Raw genomic sequence first — 20,644 nt, 5'->3', positions numbered from 1 at the left:
ATTATAGCCGCAATCCCCATGCCGGAGAAAGCCCAATCGTGCTTTTCAGGCAAACCACTTTACCTGTTTATACATTGCTGCAATATTGGCCCGCCAAATTTCCCTTCGGGAGTCCAAAATGCCAACTGAGCCGCCTAAAACCCACGGCAACCGCAGCGTCCTGTCGGTCGGCGACCTGAACCGGGAGGTCAGGCAACTGCTGGAGGGCAGCGTGCCCCTGCTGTGGGTGAGTGGCGAGATCTCCAATTTTGCCGCTCCCACTTCCGGCCACTGGTATTTCACCCTCAAGGACAGCCGCGCCCAGGTCCGCTGCGCCATGTTTCGCGGCCGCAACCGCACGGTGCGCTTCCGCCCCGAAAACGGCCGCGAGGTACTGCTGCGGGCCCGGGCCAGCCTCTACGAGGGCCGCGGAGAATTCCAGCTGATCGTTGAGCATATGGAGGAAGCCGGCTTCGGCGCGCTGATGCGCCAGCTGGAGCAGTTGAAAGCGAAGCTGCGGGCGGAGGGGCTGTTTGATCTGGAGCGCAAGAAACTGCTGCCGGCGCTCCCGGCCAATATCGGCATCATCACCTCCCCCACCGGGGCCGCCATCCGCGACATGATTCACGTGCTCGGCCGGCGCCACCCCGCCGCCGAAATCGAACTCTGGCCGGTACAGGTTCAGGGCCGCGGGGCGGCGGAACAGATTGCCCGGGCCATCCGCCTGGCGGGGCAGTCGGGCCGGCACGACCTGCTGATCGTCGGCCGCGGCGGTGGCTCCCTGGAGGACCTGTGGCCCTTCAACGAGGAGATCGTGGCCCGCGCCCTGGCCGACTGCCCCATTCCCACCATTTCCGCCGTGGGCCACGAAACGGATACCACCATCACCGACCTGGTCGCGGACCTGCGCGCCCCTACCCCATCGGCGGCGGCGGAAATCGCCAGCGCCAACGCCGCCGAACTGGCGCAGCGGGTTCAGCGGGCCAGCCATCACCTGCTGCGCGCCCTGCGCCACCAGCTGCGCCATCTGCGCCAGCAGGTGCAACTCACCGGCAACCGCCTCCGCCACCCGCGCGAACAACTGCAGAATCGCGCCCAGCGTCTCGACCATCTGGAGATGCGCTTGGGGGTCGCCGCCCGCCGGGTCCTGGACACCCTGCGCCACCGTCTGGACAGGGGGCTGCGCGACTTCGCCAGCTGCCACCCGGAGCGCCTGCTGCGGGACCGCAGAGAGCAGCTGCATTCGCACCGGGAAAAGCTGCAGCGGGCGATACAGCTGCGACTGGACCAGGACCGCGACCGCCTGGTTCACACCGGCCAGTTGCTGCACAGTGTCAGCCCGCTGGCGATACTGGAGCGCGGTTACGCCATAGTGCGCGACGACAGCGGCCGGGTGATCAAGGACACCGCGGCGCTGCGGCCCGGCGACAGGGTGCGCGCGCGCCTGGCGCGGGGCGAGTTCAGTGCAGAGGTAATGGAACAGGGACAGGCGTAAGCGACCAACCACCCCGCAGCGACGTTAGAATTCGACTGTCCCCTGTTGTCGGAGCCATAAATGCTTGGTCGCCGTATCCTCGCCTGCCTGTTGTTTACTGCCGTATTCGCCGCGCTCGGCGGCTGCGGCGAGGCGAAGCTGAAACTCGACCTGGGCCCGGAAGAGGAGATGCCCCGGGAACCCACTCCCCGCGAGCGCTTCGCCTTTTCCAATTACCGTGAAACCGGCGACCTGGACAAGATCCGGGAGCGCGGGGTTATCCGCTTCGTCAGCCTGACCGGCCCCCGGGAGGATTACCTTCCGCGAACCGCGGTTGTCTCCCAACAACATTTCGACCTGGCCAATAAGTTCGCCAAGCACCTGGGGCTGGAGGCCAAATGGGTACAGGCGGACACGCCGGAGCTGGCCATCGAAATGGTGGAGCAGGGCTATGCCGACGTCCTCGCGGACAACTTTACCGAGACTGAGGAAAGGCGCGAGCGCATTCAGTTCTCGGTGCCGGTAATGCATGTCTACCAGCAGTTGGTAACCGCCGGAGAGAAGCCGGATATCGACGACCTGTCACAGCTGCGCAATACCAGGATCGTGGTGCTCGAGGACAGCGTGCACGTGAAAACGGCGCGGGAATTGATCGCGAAGTTTCCCCAGGCCAACCTTACTGTCGAAGCCCTGCCACTGAATGACAACGTGGATGCGCTGATGGATTACACCCAGGAGCACCGGAATACTCTGGCCATATTCGACAGTAATGTGATCGATCGCATGCGCGACTACCGCGACGATGTTCAGGTGATCGCCAATGTCTCCGAACTGGACCGTATCGCCTGGGGCGCGCGGAAAAACTCTCCTTTTATGCACCTGGCCCTGAACAACTTTCTCACTATGAACCTGGTCAGGAGAGAATACAGGCGCGTCTCCGACTGGAAAGCCATCAAGGAATCCGGCGTTGTGCGCCTGCTCACCCGCAACAGCCCGTTCAGCTACTTCCTGTGGAAAGGTGTGCTGATGGGGTTCGACTACGATATGGCCAAGGCCTTCGCGGACCAGCACGACCTGGAACTCCAGGTAGTGGTGGTGCCCTACCAATACGACATCGTTGAGTGGCTCGAGGAGGGGCGCGGCGATATCGCCGGTGCCGCCCTGAATATTACCCAGGAGCGGATCGACCGGGGCATGGTATTCAGCACCCCCTACCTGGAAATGCCGCTGCAGGTCGTCAGCAATAAAAAGGACCCCCCGATTGCCACCCTTATGGATCTCAATGGACGCACCCTGACCCTGCGCACGCATTCCTCTTTCATCGAGTACGGGGAAGTGCTGAGAGACAGCGGTATCGATGTCAAAGTGGAAATCGCGGACCCGGAAGTCTCCTACCAGCAGCTGATCGATATGGTGGCGAGCGGCGAGGTGGACGCAACCCTGGCGGACTCCAGCGGCATCGCCGTGGAGGCGGTTCTGCTTTCGGAACTACAGCCCGGCGCAGTGATTACCGACCCCCTGCCCCAGGCCTGGATGATGCTGGCGAAAAACACCGAGCTGCTGGAAAAAGTCAACGACTTTATAAAAAAATTCCGCAAAAGCGATGAGTACAAACAAAAATACAAAGCCTATTTCAAGCCCAACAACCGCTTCGCGCAGAGAATACAGGCGCGTATCGTACCGGGTCAGGACCTTTCCCCCTACGATGCCCTGGTCAAGACCTCCGCCGCGGAACACAGCTTCGACTGGCGCATGGTGGTGGCGCAGATGTGGCAGGAGAGCAACTTCAACCCCAAGGCGGTTTCCCCGGTGGGCGCCCAGGGGCTGATGCAGGTAATGCCGCGCACGGCCGAGGAAATGGGCTACCCCCCGCCGCTGTTCGATCCCGAACGGGGCATCAAGGCGGGGGTCAAATACCTGAACTGGGTGCGCGACCGCTTCGACCCCAGTCTCTCACTGGACAACCTGCTGTGGTTTACCCTCGCCTCTTACAACGCGGGTTACGGGCACCTGCTGGACGCCCAGCGGCTCGCCGAAGAATTGGGACTGGACCCCAACGTATGGTTCGGCAACGTCGAGCAGGCCATGCTCAAATTGTCGGAACCTCGCTATTTCAACAACGCCCGCTACGGCTATGTGCGCGGGGCCGAACCGGTGCAGTATGTGCGCAATATCAGCAACCTGTACAAGGCCTATACGGACGTGGCTCCCAGCGAAGTGGCGGCGCGGTGGCTGGTGTCCGATATTATCCGCCGGGAGTCAGCACAATCTTGCCAATATGCCCGCTGGACTCCATCAGCCGATGGGCATCGCTCACCTGCCCCAGCGGAAAAGTGGCGGCAATCTGGGGACGGATTCTGCCCTCCTCGATCAAGGGCCAGACTTTCTTTTCCAGGGCACTGGCTATGGCCGCCTTCTCCTCCGCTGTCCGCGGTCTCAGAGTAGAGCCCGTGAGGGTCAGGCGCTTGAGCATCACCGGCAGCATATTCACCTGCACCCTGGCCCCCTGCAGGAAGGCGATGTTCACGATACGGCCGTCGCGGGCAGCGAGCTGGATATTGCGGTCGACATAGTCTCCGCCCACCATATCCAGAATCACATCGGCGCCGTGGCCGCCGGTGGCCTCGCGCACTACTTCGACGAAGTCTTCCGTCTTGTAATTGATCGCCTTTTCCGCCCCAAGTTTTTCGCAGGCGGCGCATTTCTCCGCACTGCCGGCGGTGGCGAATACCCGCGCACCAAAGTTTTTACCCAGCTGAATCGCCGTGGTGCCGATGCCGGAAGAGCCGCCGTGCACCAGCAGTATTTCCCCCGCTTTCAATTCCGCGCGGTCGAACACATTGCTCCACACGGTAAAGAAGGTTTCAGGCAGTGCCGCTGCCTCCACCATGGAAAGCCCCTCGGGCACTGGCAGGCACTGGGTGGCGGGCACAGCGACAAACTCCGCGTAACCGCCGCCGTTGGCCAGCGCGCACACTGTGTCACCGGGCTTCCAGCGCTGCACATTCTCCCCGAGTTCGACAATTTCCCCGGCAACTTCGAGCCCCAGCACCGCTGAGGCTCCGGGAGGGGGCGGGTACAGGCCCATGCGCTGCACGACATCCGGGCGGTTGACACCGGCGGCGGCGACCTTGATCAGCACTTCTCCCGCCGCGGGCTGCGGCTTCTCCCCCTCCGCCAGTTGCATCACTTCGGGGCCGCCGTGTTCGGGCAGGTCCATATAGCGCATGGATTTTCTCCGCTGTCATTTCTCCGTAGCAGATAATGATCTGCGGCCATGGGCCGCTCCTACAAGGTCTATCCCTTTTATGTAGGAGCGGCCCATGGCCGCGATCAAGCTGCCGGATAATTTTATGCGGGATCAGAGATCGTAGGTCAACTCCACCCCCACTACCCGCCCCTTGTTCAGCGGCGTGAAGGTGGCGCCCGTACCGCCCAAAGTAACCGGCAACTGGGTATTGTTGCCCTCGCTGACTTCGTCCAGCATGTTTTTGCCGAACAAAGCCAGATGGTAACTGCCTCCGCTGGGACTGTAGCCGACGCTGAAATCCAGCATATCCACTTCGCTCAGCATTCCCCGGTTGTTGTCGGTATAGGGCGAGGCGTCGCGGTGATTGAAGTTGATACGCGAAGTCAGGGTTCCGGCGGAACCCAGTGCCAGGTCGTGCACCAGGCCCACGCCGTAGGTCCAGGGCGCGAGGCGCGGAATATCCAGGCCAAGGTCTACCTCGTCGACCACGCCATCGCCGCTGATATCGCCGTTGACACTGTCGTAGTCGCCGTCCACATAACCGACACTAAAAGATAACAGCAGGCTGTCGCTGACCGCCGCCAGGGCCTCCAACTCGGCGCCGCGGATAGTCGCATCGGCGGTGTTGCGGATAATCTGCGCTACACCGGTTAACGCATCCGGCAGGTTTTCCTCGCGCTGCATCTCGTCGATGGTGTTGTGGAACAGCGCCATATTGGTTCTCAGGCGGCCGTCAAACCATTCGGCTTTGGCACCGACCTCGAAGCTGGTCTGCTCTTCCTGGTCGGTTACCTGGGGCGGATACGGCATGCCCGTCGCCGGATTGATACCGGCGTTGCGGAAATTATAACCGCCGCTACGAAAGCCCTTGGTCCAGAAACTGTACAGCTGGGCGTTGTCGCTCAGGTTCCACTGCAGACCCACTTTGGGCGTAAAAGCGCTCCAGGACTCGCTGTCCTCAAAATCGTAGGCGGCGCAGCCATCGAGGCTGCAGAGATCGAGCGGAATGGTGGCTATCTTCGCATCCTTGTCCTCGGTGGAATAGCGGCCGCCCAGGGTCAGCACCCAGGCATCGTTCAGGTCGATATCAGCCTGGGCAAAGACACCCAGCGCCTGATGGTCCTGCTCACCGCCACCGGTAATATCAATGCTCCCGCCCGCCAGCAACCGGTTCTCCAGATAGGCGATATCCTGGCTGAACCAGTAGACACCGGTGGTCAGCGCAGTGGCGCCGAAGCGGCCGGAGTAGCGCAGTTCGTTGCTCAGTTGGCTCTGGTCGATCGCAGTGTTGGCGTGGAAGCCAAACACTGGCAGGGAATCGATATCGCCGAGACCATGGGCCTCGTACTCGCGCCAGGCGAGGATATTGGTGACGGTACCGCCACCGAAGGCCACGTCCTGATTGAACTCCGCGATCACCTGGCTCCACTCGTCTTCCTGATAGCCCTCTTCATCCTGGGCCACCTCAAAGGAATCTTCGCTGTTGTCCCATTCGGTGATACCGAAGGCACCCGCGATCTGCGTTGCGCTGGGGTAGACCACTGGGCCATCAGGAGTGCTGATGATGAAAGGCTCGCTGCCGCGGTTCTGGGCCACGACACCGTCGGAATCCATACGGCCGTGCTCCATACGCACCAACAGATCCGCGGTTTCGCTCAGCTGCACACTGAAACTCGGGCGGACAAACCAGGTGTCGGATGCACCGGCGCTATCGTTGCCGGTGGCCAGGTTTTCGAACCAGCCCTGGTCGTTGTTGTAGTAGACGGTCAGGCGTCCGTTTACGGTACCGGAGATAGCGCCGTTGACAGTGCCCGCCGCTATGGTGTCCAGGTTGTCGGTTGTGGAGACCTTGAAGCGGCTGGCAAACTCCTCGCTGGGCCTCGCGGTCTTGATCACCACCGCACCGCCGGTCACATTGCGGCCGAACAGCAATCCCTGGGGCCCGCGCAGCACTTCGATGCCCTCGAGGTCGAACAGATCGGTCACGACACCGGCGTTGACCCCCAGGTACATGCCATCGACAAATACTCCGACGGTCGGATCAATCGACGGGATTGAACTGTTGACGCCCAGGCCGCGCACGGTGAAGTTGGCGGTATTCTTTACCGTACCCACATCGTCCAGCTGCACATTGGGCATTTTGAAGGCGAGGCTTTGCAGATCTTTGGTCTGCAAAGCCTCCAGCTGTTGAGAAGAATAGGCAGTGGCCGCCACCGGCACCTCCTGCAACTTCTCTGCCCGGGCCCGCTTGCGCGCGGTGACTTCCACCTCTTCCATAATGGTGCTTACCGAGCCCTCCGCCGCCTGTGCCGAACCCGCGCCACAGGAAAGCGAAAGCGCCGTCAGTGAACAGGCGGATATCAGTGTCAGATTGCTTTTACTATTGAACGGACGTTCCATGGTTTTCTCTCCATTGCTCTGTTTTATTGTTATATCGCAGCCGAAAACATCACGGCCGGTACAGCATGATTCCATTTATTTTTATAGTTGGAATCCCGACCAACAACCGCATTATTCCGGGTTGGTTCGCACACTTTGGTACGAACGATCGCTTGAAGATTACAGGATCATTTTCCGTTGCTAAAGAATATTTAGCGTGAATTTATACAGGTTATACGCGTTAGAATGTTTTTATCTCTCCGCTCTATTTCACATCTCGTATAAGAACTCAACTCTCCATCAATTTTACAAATAGTAGTCCACCCTACTGCCCTCCATTGCCTTTCAGGTATTCTTCCCGGCTTTTGCGATAATCGATCACATAGGTCCTGCTCAACCGGTCGTGAAGGAGGTTGCCACCAAGAAAACAATTGATAAACCAGCCGATCTTGAACAGCGGCAGGGTGAACATAAAACTGAAAATCCGCCACAGTCCGTGCAGGTAGCCGACACGCTTGAAATGGCGATCGGTGACCCGGTATCCCAGGAGATATTTGGCCGGCGTGGCCTGCCAGCGGGAACTCTCGGCGATCCAGGCCAGTACCAGGTAGCCGAGGATGGACACAAACAGGGCCGTGAAGCCGGCGTCCCCCTCGGATTTCCCCATGGCCCTGATCATGACCACCGAAGTGGCGAGTCCCACAACCACATACACCAGGAACACATCCAGCAGCAGCGCGAAAGCGCGGCCGAGCAGATTGCCGAAGTAGTAATAGTCGAGGCTCTCTTCCACGGGCCGCGGCTTCTGCTCCACCAGTTTTCTGCCGCCGCGCACGCCCTGAAGCGGGTTCGCTGCCTGTGGGTCGCCCTGCATCGCGTCGAATACCGCATTGCACAGGGTTTCACCGAACTCCCGGTACAGGTAGCCGCGGTTTTCCGACCAGCCGAACAGCATATCGCCATAGGCCAGGATATTGGCGGTAACCTGGGGGCGGTATTTCTGCTTGCGACCCTTTACCGGCGCCTCGCTGTTGAAGCGCGCAAAACGCTCGAAGACTCCCAGCCCCAGGTTCCAGTTGAACTCCTCCTCCAGGAGATAGGAACACTCGGCGAGAAAGCGCCAGGTTTCCTCCATGCCGATCAGGCGGTCGTTCTCCAGGGCCCGGTCCACCTGCTCCAGCACCTGGCGGTATTCGTCGATGCGCTTCTGCCGCTCGGTTTCCACGGCCGCGCTGCCCTGTTCGGGGGAAAGTTCAGGCGGTGCTTCCCGCTCCGCGACGGCAGTCTCCTCCTGCGGCGACGGCTGTTGTGTTTCCATTGCCGGCTGAGGATTGTCTTCCCCGGATTGAGCGCTCTCGATTACGGGCTGAGGGCTCTCTACCACCGGCTGAGGGCTCTCTACCACCGGCTGAGGGCTCTCTACCACCGGCTGAGGGCTCTCCACTAGGGGCTGAGGGCTCTCGGCAATAGTCAGCGCCCGTTTATAGGCGCTGTGCAGTTGCTGGAATTCCTGCGGCTTTTCGTCGGGCCTGGTCTGCTTCAGTTTTTTCGCATACGCGCGCTTGATCGCGCGCGCATCGTCGCTGGGCTCGATGCCCAGCAGCGCCCAGGGGTCCATCAGATCCAGTCCTCGCCATCCAGTTCGTCGAAGACTTCCTGCAGGCGGGCGCGGGCCTTTTTGATCTCCGCGGGGTTCTGCCTTTCCAGCACCCGGTCGAAGTTGCCCAGCAGCCGGGCGATATATTCCCGCCGCTCGCCCAGGCTGGATTCGTAGAGGCGCTCGCCGCGGGCGATCAGCGCGCGGTTCTCCTCGTCCTCCCGCGGGTGGAATTTCAGTTTGGACAATTTCTGCAGTGCGCTGGCCTTTTCCTCTTCATTCAGCGCACCGGGGGAAAACTCGATCAGCTTGTTGTGGGACTTGCCGGAGGAGACCACGGTGACATCCACTTCCAGCAGCCCGTTCATATCGTAGCTGTAGCGGATATCCACGGCCTCCTCGCCCTTGGGCGCCTTGGGTACGGGAACGCTCATCTCCCCGAGGTACACATTTTTCTTTACCAGGCGGTTTTCTCCCTGGTAGACATCGACGCGGACTTCGGTCTGGTTGTCGTGCGCGGTCCACACCCGGCGCACCACACTGACGGGCACCACGGTGTTGCGCTCGATAATCGGCATAAAATACTCGCCCTGTTCAGGGCTGTCCTCGTTGATCACCCCGGTACCCAGGGTGTAGGGGCAGACATCGGTGAGCACGATATCCTCCAGCGCCGCGCTCCTGGACTTGAGCCCGGCCTGGATGGCCGCGCCCATGGCCACCACCGTATCCGGGTCCAGGTGGCAGGAGGGCAGACGGCCGAACATCCTTCCCACCATCGAGCGGAACAGGGACATACGCGTGGAACCGCCCACCAGCACCACTTCGTCGATCTTCTGTGGCGGCAGGTCGGCATCGCGCATGGCGCGCTCGATGGGCCGCTTGCTGCGCAGCAACAGCGGTGTGGCGAGTTTTTCAAACCATTCGGCGGTGGCCGCCCATTCGATCTTCTGCTTGCCGATCTCCAGTTCCAGTCGCTGCTCCGGCTGCTGGCTGATGCGGCGCTTGGCGGTCTCCATCTGCATGGTCAGGTTTTGCAGTTGGCGCGGTGACAGCTGGTCCCTGCCCATTCCCTGCTCTTTCAGTACGCTGTCGATCATCGCCTCGACGAAATCCTCGCCGCCGAGGAAATTGTCCCCGGCGCTGGCGTGGACCTCCATGATGCCGTCAAAGAATTCCAGGATGGAGACATCGAAAGTGCCACCGCCCATATCCAGGATCAGGAAATTGCCCTCGCGCTTGTCGTGCAGGCCGTAGGCGATGGCCGCGGCGGTGGGCTCGTTGATCAACCGCTCCACTTTCAGCCCGGCCAGCTCGCCGGCGAGCTTGGTGGCGTGGCGCTGGTTGTCGTTGAAATAGGCGGGCACGCTGATGACCGCCTCGGTAACGGTTTCGCCCAGATGGGCCTCCGCATCCTCCTTGAGGGAGCGCAATACCAGTGCGGACAGCTCGGTGGCACTGAACATCTGCCTGCCCAGCGCCACCTTGTGATCGGTACCCATCAGCCGCTTGAAAGCGGCCACCGTGCGATCACTGTGATTGATCAACCGCTCCTTGGCGGTCTTGCCCACCACCAGCTTGCCGGCGGAATCCAGCCCCACCACCGACGGCGTGAGTACATCCCCAAGGCGATTGGGAATCAGCGTGACCCCCTCTTCCCCCAGAACGCCACAGGCACTGTTGGTGGTGCCCAGGTCGATACCGATAACAGCCATAGTTTTCCTTGTTAAATGGTAACTACTCACCCCTGTAACACTAAGCCGAGGCCTGGGCGGTCCTGCTGCCGGGAGCCGTTCGTTCAACAGCCTCATCGGCAATCGTCTCTCGAACGGCTCCCGGTATCAGGGCCTTCGCATCAAGCTCCGGTATTCTTTTTCCGAGTCCCGAAGGCGAGTAGTTACGTTAAATGTTTGGAATTATTTAGTTCGGGCTATTTATGGGAATACCCTGCTGTCAGGGAGAAAGCCGCTCTATCGTCCAGGGCCCGCTCTCTTCCCGCCGGTAGACAAAGCGGTCGTGCAGCCGGCGGCTGCCGCCCTGCCAGAACTCGACCGTTTCCGGCACCACCCGGTAGCCACCCCAGAAATCCGGCAGCGGCACCTCGCCTTCGCCGTATTGGGATTTGATCGCCTCGAACTGCTTCTCGAGCTGATCCCGCGACGGCAGTGCCTCACTCTGGCGCGATGCCCAGGCGGCCAGTTGGCTGTCCCGCGGACGGGTGCGAAAGTAGATGAGGGCGTCCTCGCGGCTCAACTGCTCGGCATGGCCACAGACGATCACCTGCCGCTCCAGCGACTGCCAGGGGAAAAGGAGGGAGACCTTCGGGTTGGCGGCGATGTCCCGCGCCTTGCGGCTTTCTAGATTGGTGTAGAACACAAAGCCGCGCTCGTCATAACCCTTGAGCAGCACGATGCGCTGGGAGGGCTGGCCGCCGGCATCGGCGGTGGCCAGGCACATGGAACTGGGGTCCGGCAGCTCTGACTCCACCGCCTCGCGCAACCACTGGGTGAAATGCTCCATCGGGTCCGCATTCAGATCCTCGCGGCGCAAACCGCCGCGCAGGTAGTCCCTGCGCCACTGATCAATTTCCATCGCTGTACTTCCTTCGTTGCTGAGCGGCTAAGTGTACTGAGTCCGCGGATTTTTCCCAATCCGTCCCCAATGCGCAATTTTTCTCGTTGCAGCCCGGAGCAATTGTCAATTATCCGGCGATTTTGTCCCACAATAAGCAGACTCTGCGGCCGCTTGCGCGCCCTGCGCGCGCCCGCTAGGCTCCTGAGCACTTTTGGACAAGATGAAGGAAAAAAAACCGCCATGTCCTCTGCGCCCAGCTGTGCCCAGGTGCTGATGCGCCTGCTGCGCGAATACCAGGTGGAAAAAGTCTTCGGCATTCCCGGCGTGCATACCATCGAGCTGTACCGCGGCCTGCCGGGCAGCGGACTGCAACATATCACCCCGCGCCACGAGCAGGGTGCCGCGTTTATGGCCGACGGCTACGCCCGCGCCAGCGGCAGGCCCGGGGTCTGCTTTCTGATCACCGGCCCCGGCCTCACCAACGCCGCCACCGCCATGGCCCAGGCTTTCTCCGACTCGGTGCCCATGCTGGTGATCTCCGCGGTGAATCGCCGCGAGGACCTGGGAATGGGCCGCGGCCGCCTGCACGAACTGCCGCGCCAGAGCGACGTGAGCCGCGGCTACTGTATCTGGCAGCACTCGCTCACCGCGACGGAACAGCTGCCGGAAGTGCTGGCCAGGGCCTTCCAACTGCTGGCGTGCAGCCGCCCGGGCCCCGCGCATATCGAGATCCCCATCGATCTGTTTTCGGCCCCCATGCCCGGCGAGTTGGAAGATTACCGGGCCTGCCCGCAGGCTCAACCGCCCGCCGCCGCTGAGGGGGCGATCTCCACCGCCGCCGGGTGGCTGCGAGGCGCCGAGCGCCCGGCAATCCTGCTGGGCGGCGGCGCCCAGGCTTGCGGCGCGGATGCCACGCAGATCGCGGAGAAGCTCGCCGCACCGGTCTTCCTGTCCCTGGCCGCCAAGGGCGTGGTCGACGAGCGCCACCCGCTGTGCGGCGGTGCCAACCTGAGTTTCGACTGCGTGCGCAAACGTATAGAGGATGCCGACGTGGTACTGGCGGTGGGCACCGAACTGGCGGAGACCGACCGCAACCTGGTGCGCGACAACTACGCTTTCCAGGGCAGGCTGATCCGCGTGGATATCGACCCGGCGCAGCTGGTGTGCAACGCCAACCCGGACCTGGCGATTCTCGCCGACGCGGGGGAAACCCTGAAACAGCTCAACGCCGCACTGTCCGAAGGCGACGCCGGTAAACGCAAAATCGCCGAAGACGAGGTTCGACAGCTGATCAGCGCCTGCCGCGAGGAGTGGTGGCCCGGTTCCGAGGCCCGCTACCCCTGGGTCCAGGCCCTGCGCGAGGCGCTGCCGGAAGACGGCATACTGGTTACCGACTCCACCCAATTGGCCTACAACACCAACTGCGCCCTGCCCCTGTACAGCGCCCGCAGCCATATCACCTGCACCACCGGCTACGGCACCCTGGGCTTCGCCCTGCCTGCCGCCATCGGCGCCAGGCTCGCCAGCCCGCGCGACGTGGTGGCGCTGATCGGCGACGGCGGCCTGATGTTTACCCTGGGCGAACTGGCCACCGCGGTGGAGCAGCAACTGCCACTGCCGATACTGGTGTGGAACAACACCGGCTACGGCGAGATCCGCGATTTTATGGATGAAGCCGAGGTGGCCCGGGAGGGCGTAGAGCTGCACACCCCCGATTTTGTCGCCCTGGCCAAAGCCTTCGGCGCGGAGGGCTGCCGGATCGACAGACCGGAACAACTGGGGCCGGCGGTGGCCGCCGCGCTCGCGGACAACAAACCCACTCTGATTGAAATCACAGCGTTGTAGGGTGCGCCGCGCGCACCGCAACGGCTCCCCGGTGCGCACGGCGCACCCTACCAGATAAGGCCGAACAACCATGACGACCCTTGCAAAACTGCACACCGACAAACTCTATATCGACGGCCAGTGGCAGACCTCCAAAGGCGGCAGCGGCCACCCGGTGATCGACCCCGCCACGGAAGAGGAAATCTGCCAGGTGGTCCAGGGCACCGCCGAGGACGTGGATACGGCAGTGGCCGCAGCCCGCAGAGCGTTCAAATCCTGGCGCAACACTTCCGCCGCCGAGCGCAGGGACTATCTCAACGCCATTGCCGATGGCATGGAGAAACGCAGGGAAGACCTGATCCAGGCGGTGTCCAAAGCCCTAGGCTGCCCGGCGCATATCACCAAGTGGCTGCACGTGGACGGCCCCATCTACGCGATGCGCTACTACGCCGAACGCACCTCGCTGATGGAAAAAACCGAGAAAGCCGGCCACTCCCTGGTACTGCGCGAACCGGTGGGCGTATGCGGCTTTATCACCCCCTGGAACTACCCGCTGCACCAGTTCGCGGGCAAAGTGGCGCCGGCGCTGGCGGCGGGCTGCACCATGATCACCAAACCCTCGGAGAACACACCGCTGCAGGATTATGTAATGGCGGAAATCATCCACGATGCCGGCCTGCCCGCCGGCGTATTCAACCTGGTGCCCGGCGCCGGGCCAGTGGTGGGCGCGGCACTCGCCGCGCATCCGGATATCGACATGGTGTCCTTTACCGGCTCCACCCGCGCCGGCGTGGAGGTGGCCAGGGCCGCCGCCCCCACCGTAAAACGGGTGACCCAGGAGTTGGGCGGCAAGTCGCCGCTGATCATCACTCCGGACGCAGACCTGGAGGCGGCGGTGCGCTGGGGCTGCGAGGATGTTTTTATCAATTCCGGCCAGACCTGCACCGCGCTGACCCGCATGCTGGTGCCCGCGGAGCGCTACGACGAGGCGGTGGCCATCGCCAAACAGGTGGCAGAGGAAGTGGTTTTGGGCACCGGCCCGGACGCGCTGATGGGCCCATTGTCGTCCGCGCGCCAGCGGGACATAGTGCGCAACTACATTGAGAAGGGTGTGGCCGAGGGCGCGCGCCTGGTGGCCGGCGGCGCCGAGACACCGGAGGACTTCTCCAAGGGTTTCTACGTCAAGCCCACGGTATTCGCCAACGTCACCAACGATATGACCATCGCCCGGGAGGAGATCTTCGGCCCGGTGACCTGCATGATTCCGTACAGGGATATGGACGAGGCCATCGCCATCGCCAACGACACCCAGTACGGCCTGTCCAGCGGCGTCTGGGCCCGGGATGCCGAGAGCGCCCTGCCGGTGGCGCGGCGCATCGAAGCCGGGCTCTGCTTCGTCAACGGCGGCGAATTCAATTACGACGCCCCTTTCGGCGGCTACAAGCGCTCCGGCAACGGCCGGGAATTCGGCGAAGCCGGCCTGGACGAGTTTGTCGAACTGAAATCCGTACAATTGCCGGAATAAACTTCCGCGCCGCCCTCACAGGGGGCGGCGCTGTTGACTGTCTACCCGGACATGGCTATCTTTGCCTCCACATCAAGAGAGTGGCTGACGCCAACGCCAACCTGCCAACCGGGGCAAGGTGGTTTGCTCTTCTACCAGTTTTGCTTTTTCTTCCCTGAAAAAGACAAAACAAGCCGATTGCGGCGCATGTCCGCAATCGGCTCCCGCCAAGCGGGCGGCACATCCCTGTGCCGCCGGCGGGAGTAGCGGAGCGATGGGGTTCAAAGCGAGCAATCCAACCGGATAGGCGAACGAAAGTTCGCCGCTCCCACGTCAGCCCTCCAAGCTTTTTATTGGAGGGACCATGTCCGCAGAACTGCAATCCAACAGCGAAGTCATCGAAATTCAGATTGCCGCCCAGCGCAGCCGAACCGCCGTGCGCGCCGTACGGCGAACCGACCGGCAGCTGCTGTGGCAGCTACTGTTCGACACCGCCGAAGAAGCGTTAAAATTCGCCACCAATTGTCGCGCCAGCGCCGAACCGGTAACGGCCCACAAGGCCTGCGAGCTGGCGGGATGACAACTAGACTTGTGCCAAAGGTCTGCAGGGCGGATACCGATCGGCAGCCCTGCCGATTGGTATCCGCCCTACGCGCCACAAGCGCCAAAATAAGGAGCTGACAACAACACCATGTCCAAGCCAGAACAATTCCTCCAGCACCTGCGCGACGAACTGAAACAGATCGAAGCGGACGGCCTCTACAAACGCGAGCGCATCATCACCTCCCAGCAGGCCGCGCAGATCCAGGTCAGCAACGAAACCGAGGTGCTGAATTTCTGCGCCAACAACTATCTGGGCCTGGCCAACCACCCGGACCTGATCCAGGCGGCCAAAGAGGGCCTCGACCAGTACGGCTTCGGCATGGCCTCGGTGCGCTTTATCTGCGGCACCCAGGATATCCACAAGGCGCTGGAATCCCGCCTGTCGGAATTTTTGCGCACCGAGGACACCATCCTCTACTCCTCCTGCTTCGACGCCAACGGTGGCCTGTTCGAAACCCTGCTCGGCCCGGAGGATGCGATTATCTCCGACGCCCTCAACCACGCCTCCATCATCGACGGCGTGCGCCTGTGCAAAGCGAACCGCTACCGCTACGCCAACAACGATATGGCGGACCTGGAAGCCCAGTTGCGGGCCGCGGATCAGGCCGGTGCCAGGAGCAAGCTGATCGCCACCGATGGCGTCTTTTCGATGGATGGGGTGATCGCCAACCTGAAAGCTGTCTGCGACCTCGCGGACAAATACAACGCGCTGGTAATGGTGGACGACTCACACGCCGTGGGCTTCCTCGGCGAACACGGCCGCGGCACCCACGAGTACTGCGACGTGATCGATCGCGTGGACATTATCACCGGCACCCTGGGCAAGGCCCTGGGCGGCGCCTCCGGCGGCTTTACCTCCGGGCACAGGGAAATTATCGAACTGCTGCGCCAGCGCTCACGCCCCTACCTCTTCTCCAATTCGCTGGCACCAGCCGTTGTCGCCGCATCACTGAGGGTGCTCGACATGCTGATGGAGGGCGGGGAGCTGCGCGAACAACTGCGGGAGAATTCCGCCTACTTCCGCCAGCGTATGTCCGAGGCCGGCTTTACCCTGGCCGGCGCAGATCATCCGATCATCCCGGTGATGATCGGCGACGCCGCCCTCGCCCAGCAGATGGCCGACAAGATGCTCGAGCGCGGCATCTATGTAATCGGCTTCTTCTACCCGGTGGTACCCAAGGGTCAGGCCCGCATCCGCACCCAGATGTCCGCCGCGCACACGAAGGAGCAGCTCGACCAGTGCATCGATGCCTTTGTGGAAGTGGGCAAAGAGCTGAATATCATTTGATCCAATTCCGATCGCGGCCATGGGCCGCTCCTACAGAATGGCTACTCACATTGTAGGAGCGGCCCATGGCCGCGAACGATCTCAAACGCTGGCACAGACCATCCGCACGGCACAGAACAATGAAAGCACTCTCGAAATTAAACTCCGAGCCCGGCATCTGGCTCACCGAAATCGCACCCCCGACCCCGGGCCACAACGACCTGTTGATCAAAATCCGCAAGACCGCCATCTGCGGCACCGATATGCATATCTACAACTGGGACGAATGGTCGCAGAAAACCATTCCGGTCCCCATGGTGGTGGGCCACGAATATGTGGGCGAGGTAGTGGGCATGGGCCAGGAAGTGCGCGGCTTCGAAGTGGGCGACCGCGTTTCCGGCGAGGGCCATATCACTTGCGGCCACTGCCGCAACTGCCGCGCCGGCCGCCGCCATCTGTGCCGCAACACCTACGGCGTAGGCGTGAACCGCCAGGGCGCCTTTGCCGAATACCTGGTGATTCCGGCACTGAACGCATTCAAGATTCCGGAAAATATCTCCGACGACCTGGCTTCGATTTTCGATCCCTTCGGCAACGCAGTGCACACCGCACTCTCCTTCGATCTGGTGGGTGAGGACGTGCTCATTACGGGTGCCGGCCCCATCGGCATTATGGCCGCGGCGGTGGCCCGTCATGTAGGCGCGCGCCATGTGGTGATCACCGATATCAACGACTACCGTCTGGACCTGGCGAAGAAAATGGGCGCAACCCGCACGGTCAATGTCAGCAACGAAAAGCTGCCGGAAGTGATGCGGGAAATCGGCATGACCGAGGGCTTCGACGTGGGTCTGGAAATGTCCGGTGTGGGCGCCGCCTTCCGCGATATGCTCAGCGCCATGAACCACGGCGGCAAGATTGCCATGCTGGGCATCCCCCCGGGGGAAATGGCCATCGACTGGAGCCAGGTGATTTTCAAGGGCCTGATTATCAAGGGCATCTACGGCCGCGAGATGTTCGAAACCTGGTACAAGATGGCCAGCCTGATCCAGTCCGGCCTGGACCTTACCCCGATCATCACCCACCAGTTCGCTATCGACGACTTCCAGAAGGGATTCGACACCATGGGCTCCGGCGAGTCCGGCAAAGTCATCCTCAACTGGCAGTAGCCCCCCCTGGGATCGCGGAGCTCCAGCTCCGCAAGCGGGCCGCAAGGGCCGCACTTACTTCTGCAGACCAGGCCCAAGGCCTGCGCGGAATGGATTGCAGGAAAGATAAGGCCGCTCGCCGAACCAGCTGACGATACGGCTCCACAATAAAAGCTTTCCACAAAAAAACAGGTAAAAAGCAATGTCTGAAATCAGCTTCCGCCCCTGTCATCCCCAGGATGTGGATCGGGCAGTTCCATTGATTTACAGCTCCGGACCCGCGGCATTCGACTACGTCTTCTGCGACTGCTCGGAACAGCAGTCGCTGGAGTTCCTGCGCCAGGCGTTTGTAGCCGGCAACTCCGAATTTGGCTACCGGCAACACACCGCGGCGCTGCTGGACGGCACCCTGGTGGGCGTTTGCGCCATCCGCGATGCGACACAGAACCTTGCATTCACACTCTCCGCCCTCCGCAGCATCGCAAGCTTCTACCCTCCTCTGGCCGCCATGCGCACCATTACCCGCGGACTGCGCACCGAGCTGGTAATACAGCCGCCAAAATCCGGAGTCGGAGTTATTTACCATCTCGGGGTTGCGCCGGAATTCCGTGGCCTCGGTATCGGCAGAAAACTTCTGCAAAAACTGCTGGAGCAAATTCACGAGAGAGGCCTGGAAACCGCCGCGCTCGACGTTGCGGAGACCAATCCGCGGGCAAAGTCCCTCTATAAATGCATGGGCTTTTCTGAGAAGCACACCCGCACGACCGGACTACATTCCCGCTTTGGCAGAGTACCGGATCACACCCATATGGAGCTTCCCCTAAACTCCGGGAAACAGCCAGTCTAAAAACCCAGCCCCACACCGAGACCGCATTTTCTAAGACTTCAAACAGGTTCCAAGACCCGGCACAGACCGCTAGCGGATCGGGGATACCTCGGCAGCGGGCTATACGACCAAAATCGAAGGAAATAACAGCTATCACTTTTACTTCCATCCGCTATTGGAAATGGAGATCGCTCTCTCCCCCATCCATCTCGACGACAGGTAAGCATGTGTACCCTGTCTGTTAATGCCTAAACTTGTGCGAGTCTGCGATTCCGCACTCCGGTGACCGTGCAGACAATGAGAGCCGGAAAGGAGATGGCGGAAACGCCATAGGTTTTTCGGAGGCCGCGGGGCACTCGAAACAGCAACACCATGAGGGTTGAACGATGCATGCTCGAGTCAAAACACTATTGGGTTTTACCACTCTGCTTTTATCCGGCCTGGTACAGGCGGATATCACCATTGAAATGCGCGCCGTAAACAAAGACGGCGTCGGAAAACCGATCGGCCAGGTGGTCGCCAGCGAAACGAAATACGGCGTCGTGTTTACCCCCTCCCTCACCGGGCTGACGCCGGGGCTGCACGGCTTCCATCTCCACGAGTTCCCCAGCTGTGAGCCCAAGGAAAAGGACGGCAAGATGACCGCGGCGCTGGCGGCGGGCGGACACTATGACCCGGCCAAAACCAAGCGTCACGGCCCCCCCTGGGGCGACGGGCATCTCGGGGATCTTCCCGCCATATTTGTCGACCCCAAAGGAAGTTCCACCAGCCCGGTACTGGCCCCCCGGCTGAAACTTTCCGACCTGAAGGGGCATTCACTGATGGTTCACCAGGGAGGGGACAACTATTCGGACCATCCGAAACCCCTGGGTGGAGGCGGCCCCCGTGTCGCCTGCGGGGTTATCAGCACATCCAAATAGTATCGGGCAATCCCGCCGCTACTTGCGTCACTTGCCGGGGATTTGCCCAATCTGGAAATCCCCGGACACAGACTATTCGGATAACCTGGTAATCAGCCAGCCGCTGCTGGTCCCCTGCACCAGCAGGGAAAACAGCACCACCCCGAATACCATCGACTGCACCATCCACCAGTAGGGCAGCTCCATAGGGATGGACAGCACCAGCGCGATGGCAATCACCCCGCGCAGGCTGCCCCAGCCCAGCAGCAGGCGCCAGGGCTTGGAGATTGGCGGCCCCACAAACCGCGCCAGGGGCGCAACCGTAAATATTGCCAGCGCACGCCCGCCGAGGGCGGCGGCAATGGCAATCAACATGGCGAACCAGTGCTGGCTGAACATTTCAAAGGTAATGGTCAATCCCATGATCACGAACACCAGGCCGGTGAGCGCCAGCGCCAGCCATTCCCAGGTGAACGCCGCTCCCACCAGCCGATCTTTGTCCCGCAGCTGCAGGCCGGCGCGGGCCACGATGGCACACATCATCACCGCGAGAATACCGGACACTCCCGCGATCTGTTCCGCCAGGTAAAAGCTGCCGAAGGCGGCCAGCACCAGGATCATCAGCGCCGACCCCACGGCGCGCAGGAACAGCACCAGGGCCACCGTCGCCAGGCCGCACAGCGCCCCCAGTGCCAGCCCGCCGATAAAGCTCCACGCAAAATGCAGCATCACACTGCCGAACGGCTGGACGCCGCCCTCCACTGACTGGGTTGCCAGGCCGAGCACCAGGCCGAAAAGTACTATCGCGGCGGTATCGTTAAACAGGCTCTCCCCTTCCATCAGGATCAGCAGATCCTCCCCCGCACCACTGCTGCGCAGTTTGGCAACCACCGCTACCGGATCCGTGGTCGCCAGTGCCGCGCCGGTCAGCAGCGCCGCTGTCCAGGGAAAGCCCGCTGGGTGATGGGTACCGTAGTAGAGCAGCGTCGCGGCAATCACCGTGAAGACGGCAACGCCCAAAATAGCCAGCAGCAATACCGGCCCCAGCCAGCGCTTCAGCGCCCGCGGGTCCAGTTGCCATGCGGCCTCGAAAATCAGCACCGGCAGAACGACGAAGAACACCAACTGGTTCAGGTTGTACGCCCGCAGGACTGCGTCGTAGTCGGTCACCGGCGGCAACAGCCCGGCGAGCACCCCGGCCGCCAGGCAGCCCAGTGCATAGTCAATGTGCAGGATGCGCGCCAGCACCAGGCCAAAGGCCACCGCCATCAGCAGATAGAGCACTTGACCGACTAAGGTTGTCACCATGGCATTCGGTTCCCTCCG

14 protein-coding genes and 1 pseudogene are annotated in these 20,644 nt (G+C 61.8%); 9 read left to right on the top strand and 6 right to left on the bottom strand.

Translation table 11 applies throughout. From position 1 onward, the window contains the following. Positions 1–118: 118 nt before the first annotated feature. The gene (xseA, locus tag PP263_RS02380) at positions 119–1,474 is read left to right on the top strand and encodes an exodeoxyribonuclease VII large subunit (protein WP_308366776.1); all 1,356 of its coding nucleotides are present in this window, start codon (positions 119–121) and stop codon (positions 1,472–1,474) included. 60 nt (positions 1,475–1,534) lie between these two features. Beyond that, a pseudogene (locus PP263_RS02375) lies at positions 1,535–3,478 on the top strand (transporter substrate-binding domain-containing protein); the annotation flags it as partial. Between the two features lie 220 nt (positions 3,479–3,698). Here the strand turns inward: PP263_RS02375 and PP263_RS02370 are convergent. From PP263_RS02370 to pdxH, 5 genes are all read right to left on the bottom strand, one after another. Then, positions 3,699–4,682 carry an NAD(P)H-quinone oxidoreductase gene (locus PP263_RS02370; RefSeq protein WP_308366775.1) on the bottom strand — a complete coding sequence of 328 codons (984 nt, stop codon included), beginning with the start codon at positions 4,680–4,682 and terminating at the stop codon, positions 3,699–3,701. Positions 4,683–4,814: 132 nt separating this feature from the next. Further along, positions 4,815–7,103, bottom strand: a complete 2,289-nt coding sequence (locus PP263_RS02365; RefSeq protein ID WP_308366774.1) for a TonB-dependent receptor domain-containing protein — start codon at positions 7,101–7,103, stop codon at positions 4,815–4,817. A 304-nt stretch (positions 7,104–7,407) separates the two neighbouring features. Next, positions 7,408–8,700 carry an RDD family protein gene (locus tag PP263_RS02360; protein ID WP_308366773.1) on the bottom strand — a complete coding sequence of 431 codons (1,293 nt, stop codon included), beginning with the start codon at positions 8,698–8,700 and terminating at the stop codon, positions 7,408–7,410. After that, positions 8,700–10,391, bottom strand: a complete 1,692-nt coding sequence (locus PP263_RS02355) for a molecular chaperone HscC (protein WP_308366772.1) — start codon at positions 10,389–10,391, stop codon at positions 8,700–8,702. Before PP263_RS02355 ends, PP263_RS02360 begins: the two co-directional genes overlap by 1 nt. A gap of 238 nt (positions 10,392–10,629) precedes the next feature. After that, the gene (gene pdxH / locus PP263_RS02350; protein ID WP_308366771.1) at positions 10,630–11,268 is read right to left on the bottom strand and encodes a pyridoxamine 5'-phosphate oxidase; all 639 of its coding nucleotides are present in this window, start codon (positions 11,266–11,268) and stop codon (positions 10,630–10,632) included. Between the two features lie 222 nt (positions 11,269–11,490). Between pdxH and PP263_RS02345 the strand changes: the two genes are divergently transcribed. The 7 genes from PP263_RS02345 to sodC all read left to right on the top strand — a co-directional run bounded on the left by PP263_RS02345 (position 11,491) and on the right by sodC (position 19,339). Next, complete coding sequence (locus PP263_RS02345; RefSeq protein WP_308366770.1) at positions 11,491–13,095, top strand: 5-guanidino-2-oxopentanoate decarboxylase; 1,605 nt, start codon at positions 11,491–11,493, stop codon at positions 13,093–13,095. 70 nt (positions 13,096–13,165) lie between these two features. Continuing rightward, a complete protein-coding gene (locus PP263_RS02340) occupies positions 13,166–14,599 on the top strand; it encodes an aldehyde dehydrogenase family protein (protein ID WP_308366769.1) in 1,434 nt (477 codons plus the stop codon). A gap of 343 nt (positions 14,600–14,942) precedes the next feature. Next, complete coding sequence (locus PP263_RS02335) at positions 14,943–15,158, top strand: hypothetical protein (protein WP_183463506.1); 216 nt, start codon at positions 14,943–14,945, stop codon at positions 15,156–15,158. 111 nt (positions 15,159–15,269) lie between these two features. Then, positions 15,270–16,469, top strand: a complete 1,200-nt coding sequence (locus PP263_RS02330) for a glycine C-acetyltransferase (protein WP_308366768.1) — start codon at positions 15,270–15,272, stop codon at positions 16,467–16,469. Positions 16,470–16,588: 119 nt separating this feature from the next. Then, positions 16,589–17,614, top strand: a complete 1,026-nt coding sequence (tdh, locus tag PP263_RS02325) for an L-threonine 3-dehydrogenase (protein WP_308366767.1) — start codon at positions 16,589–16,591, stop codon at positions 17,612–17,614. 181 nt (positions 17,615–17,795) lie between these two features. Further along, complete coding sequence (locus PP263_RS02320; protein ID WP_308366766.1) at positions 17,796–18,440, top strand: GNAT family N-acetyltransferase; 645 nt, start codon at positions 17,796–17,798, stop codon at positions 18,438–18,440. Between the two features lie 365 nt (positions 18,441–18,805). Further along, a complete protein-coding gene (gene sodC, locus PP263_RS02315) occupies positions 18,806–19,339 on the top strand; it encodes a superoxide dismutase [Cu-Zn] SodC (RefSeq protein WP_308366765.1) in 534 nt (177 codons plus the stop codon). Between the two features lie 72 nt (positions 19,340–19,411). On the opposite strand, the gene PP263_RS02310 is transcribed toward sodC, so the two are convergent. Continuing rightward, positions 19,412–20,626, bottom strand: a complete 1,215-nt coding sequence (locus tag PP263_RS02310; RefSeq protein WP_308366764.1) for a cation:proton antiporter — start codon at positions 20,624–20,626, stop codon at positions 19,412–19,414. Positions 20,627–20,644: the final 18 nt, after the last annotated feature.

The organism is Microbulbifer sp. TB1203, assembly GCF_030997045.1.
GTDB lineage: Bacteria > Pseudomonadota > Gammaproteobacteria > Pseudomonadales > Cellvibrionaceae > Microbulbifer.
The sequence above is the reverse complement of the archived record's forward strand: the minus strand, read 5'-3'. Positions and strand labels throughout refer to the sequence as shown.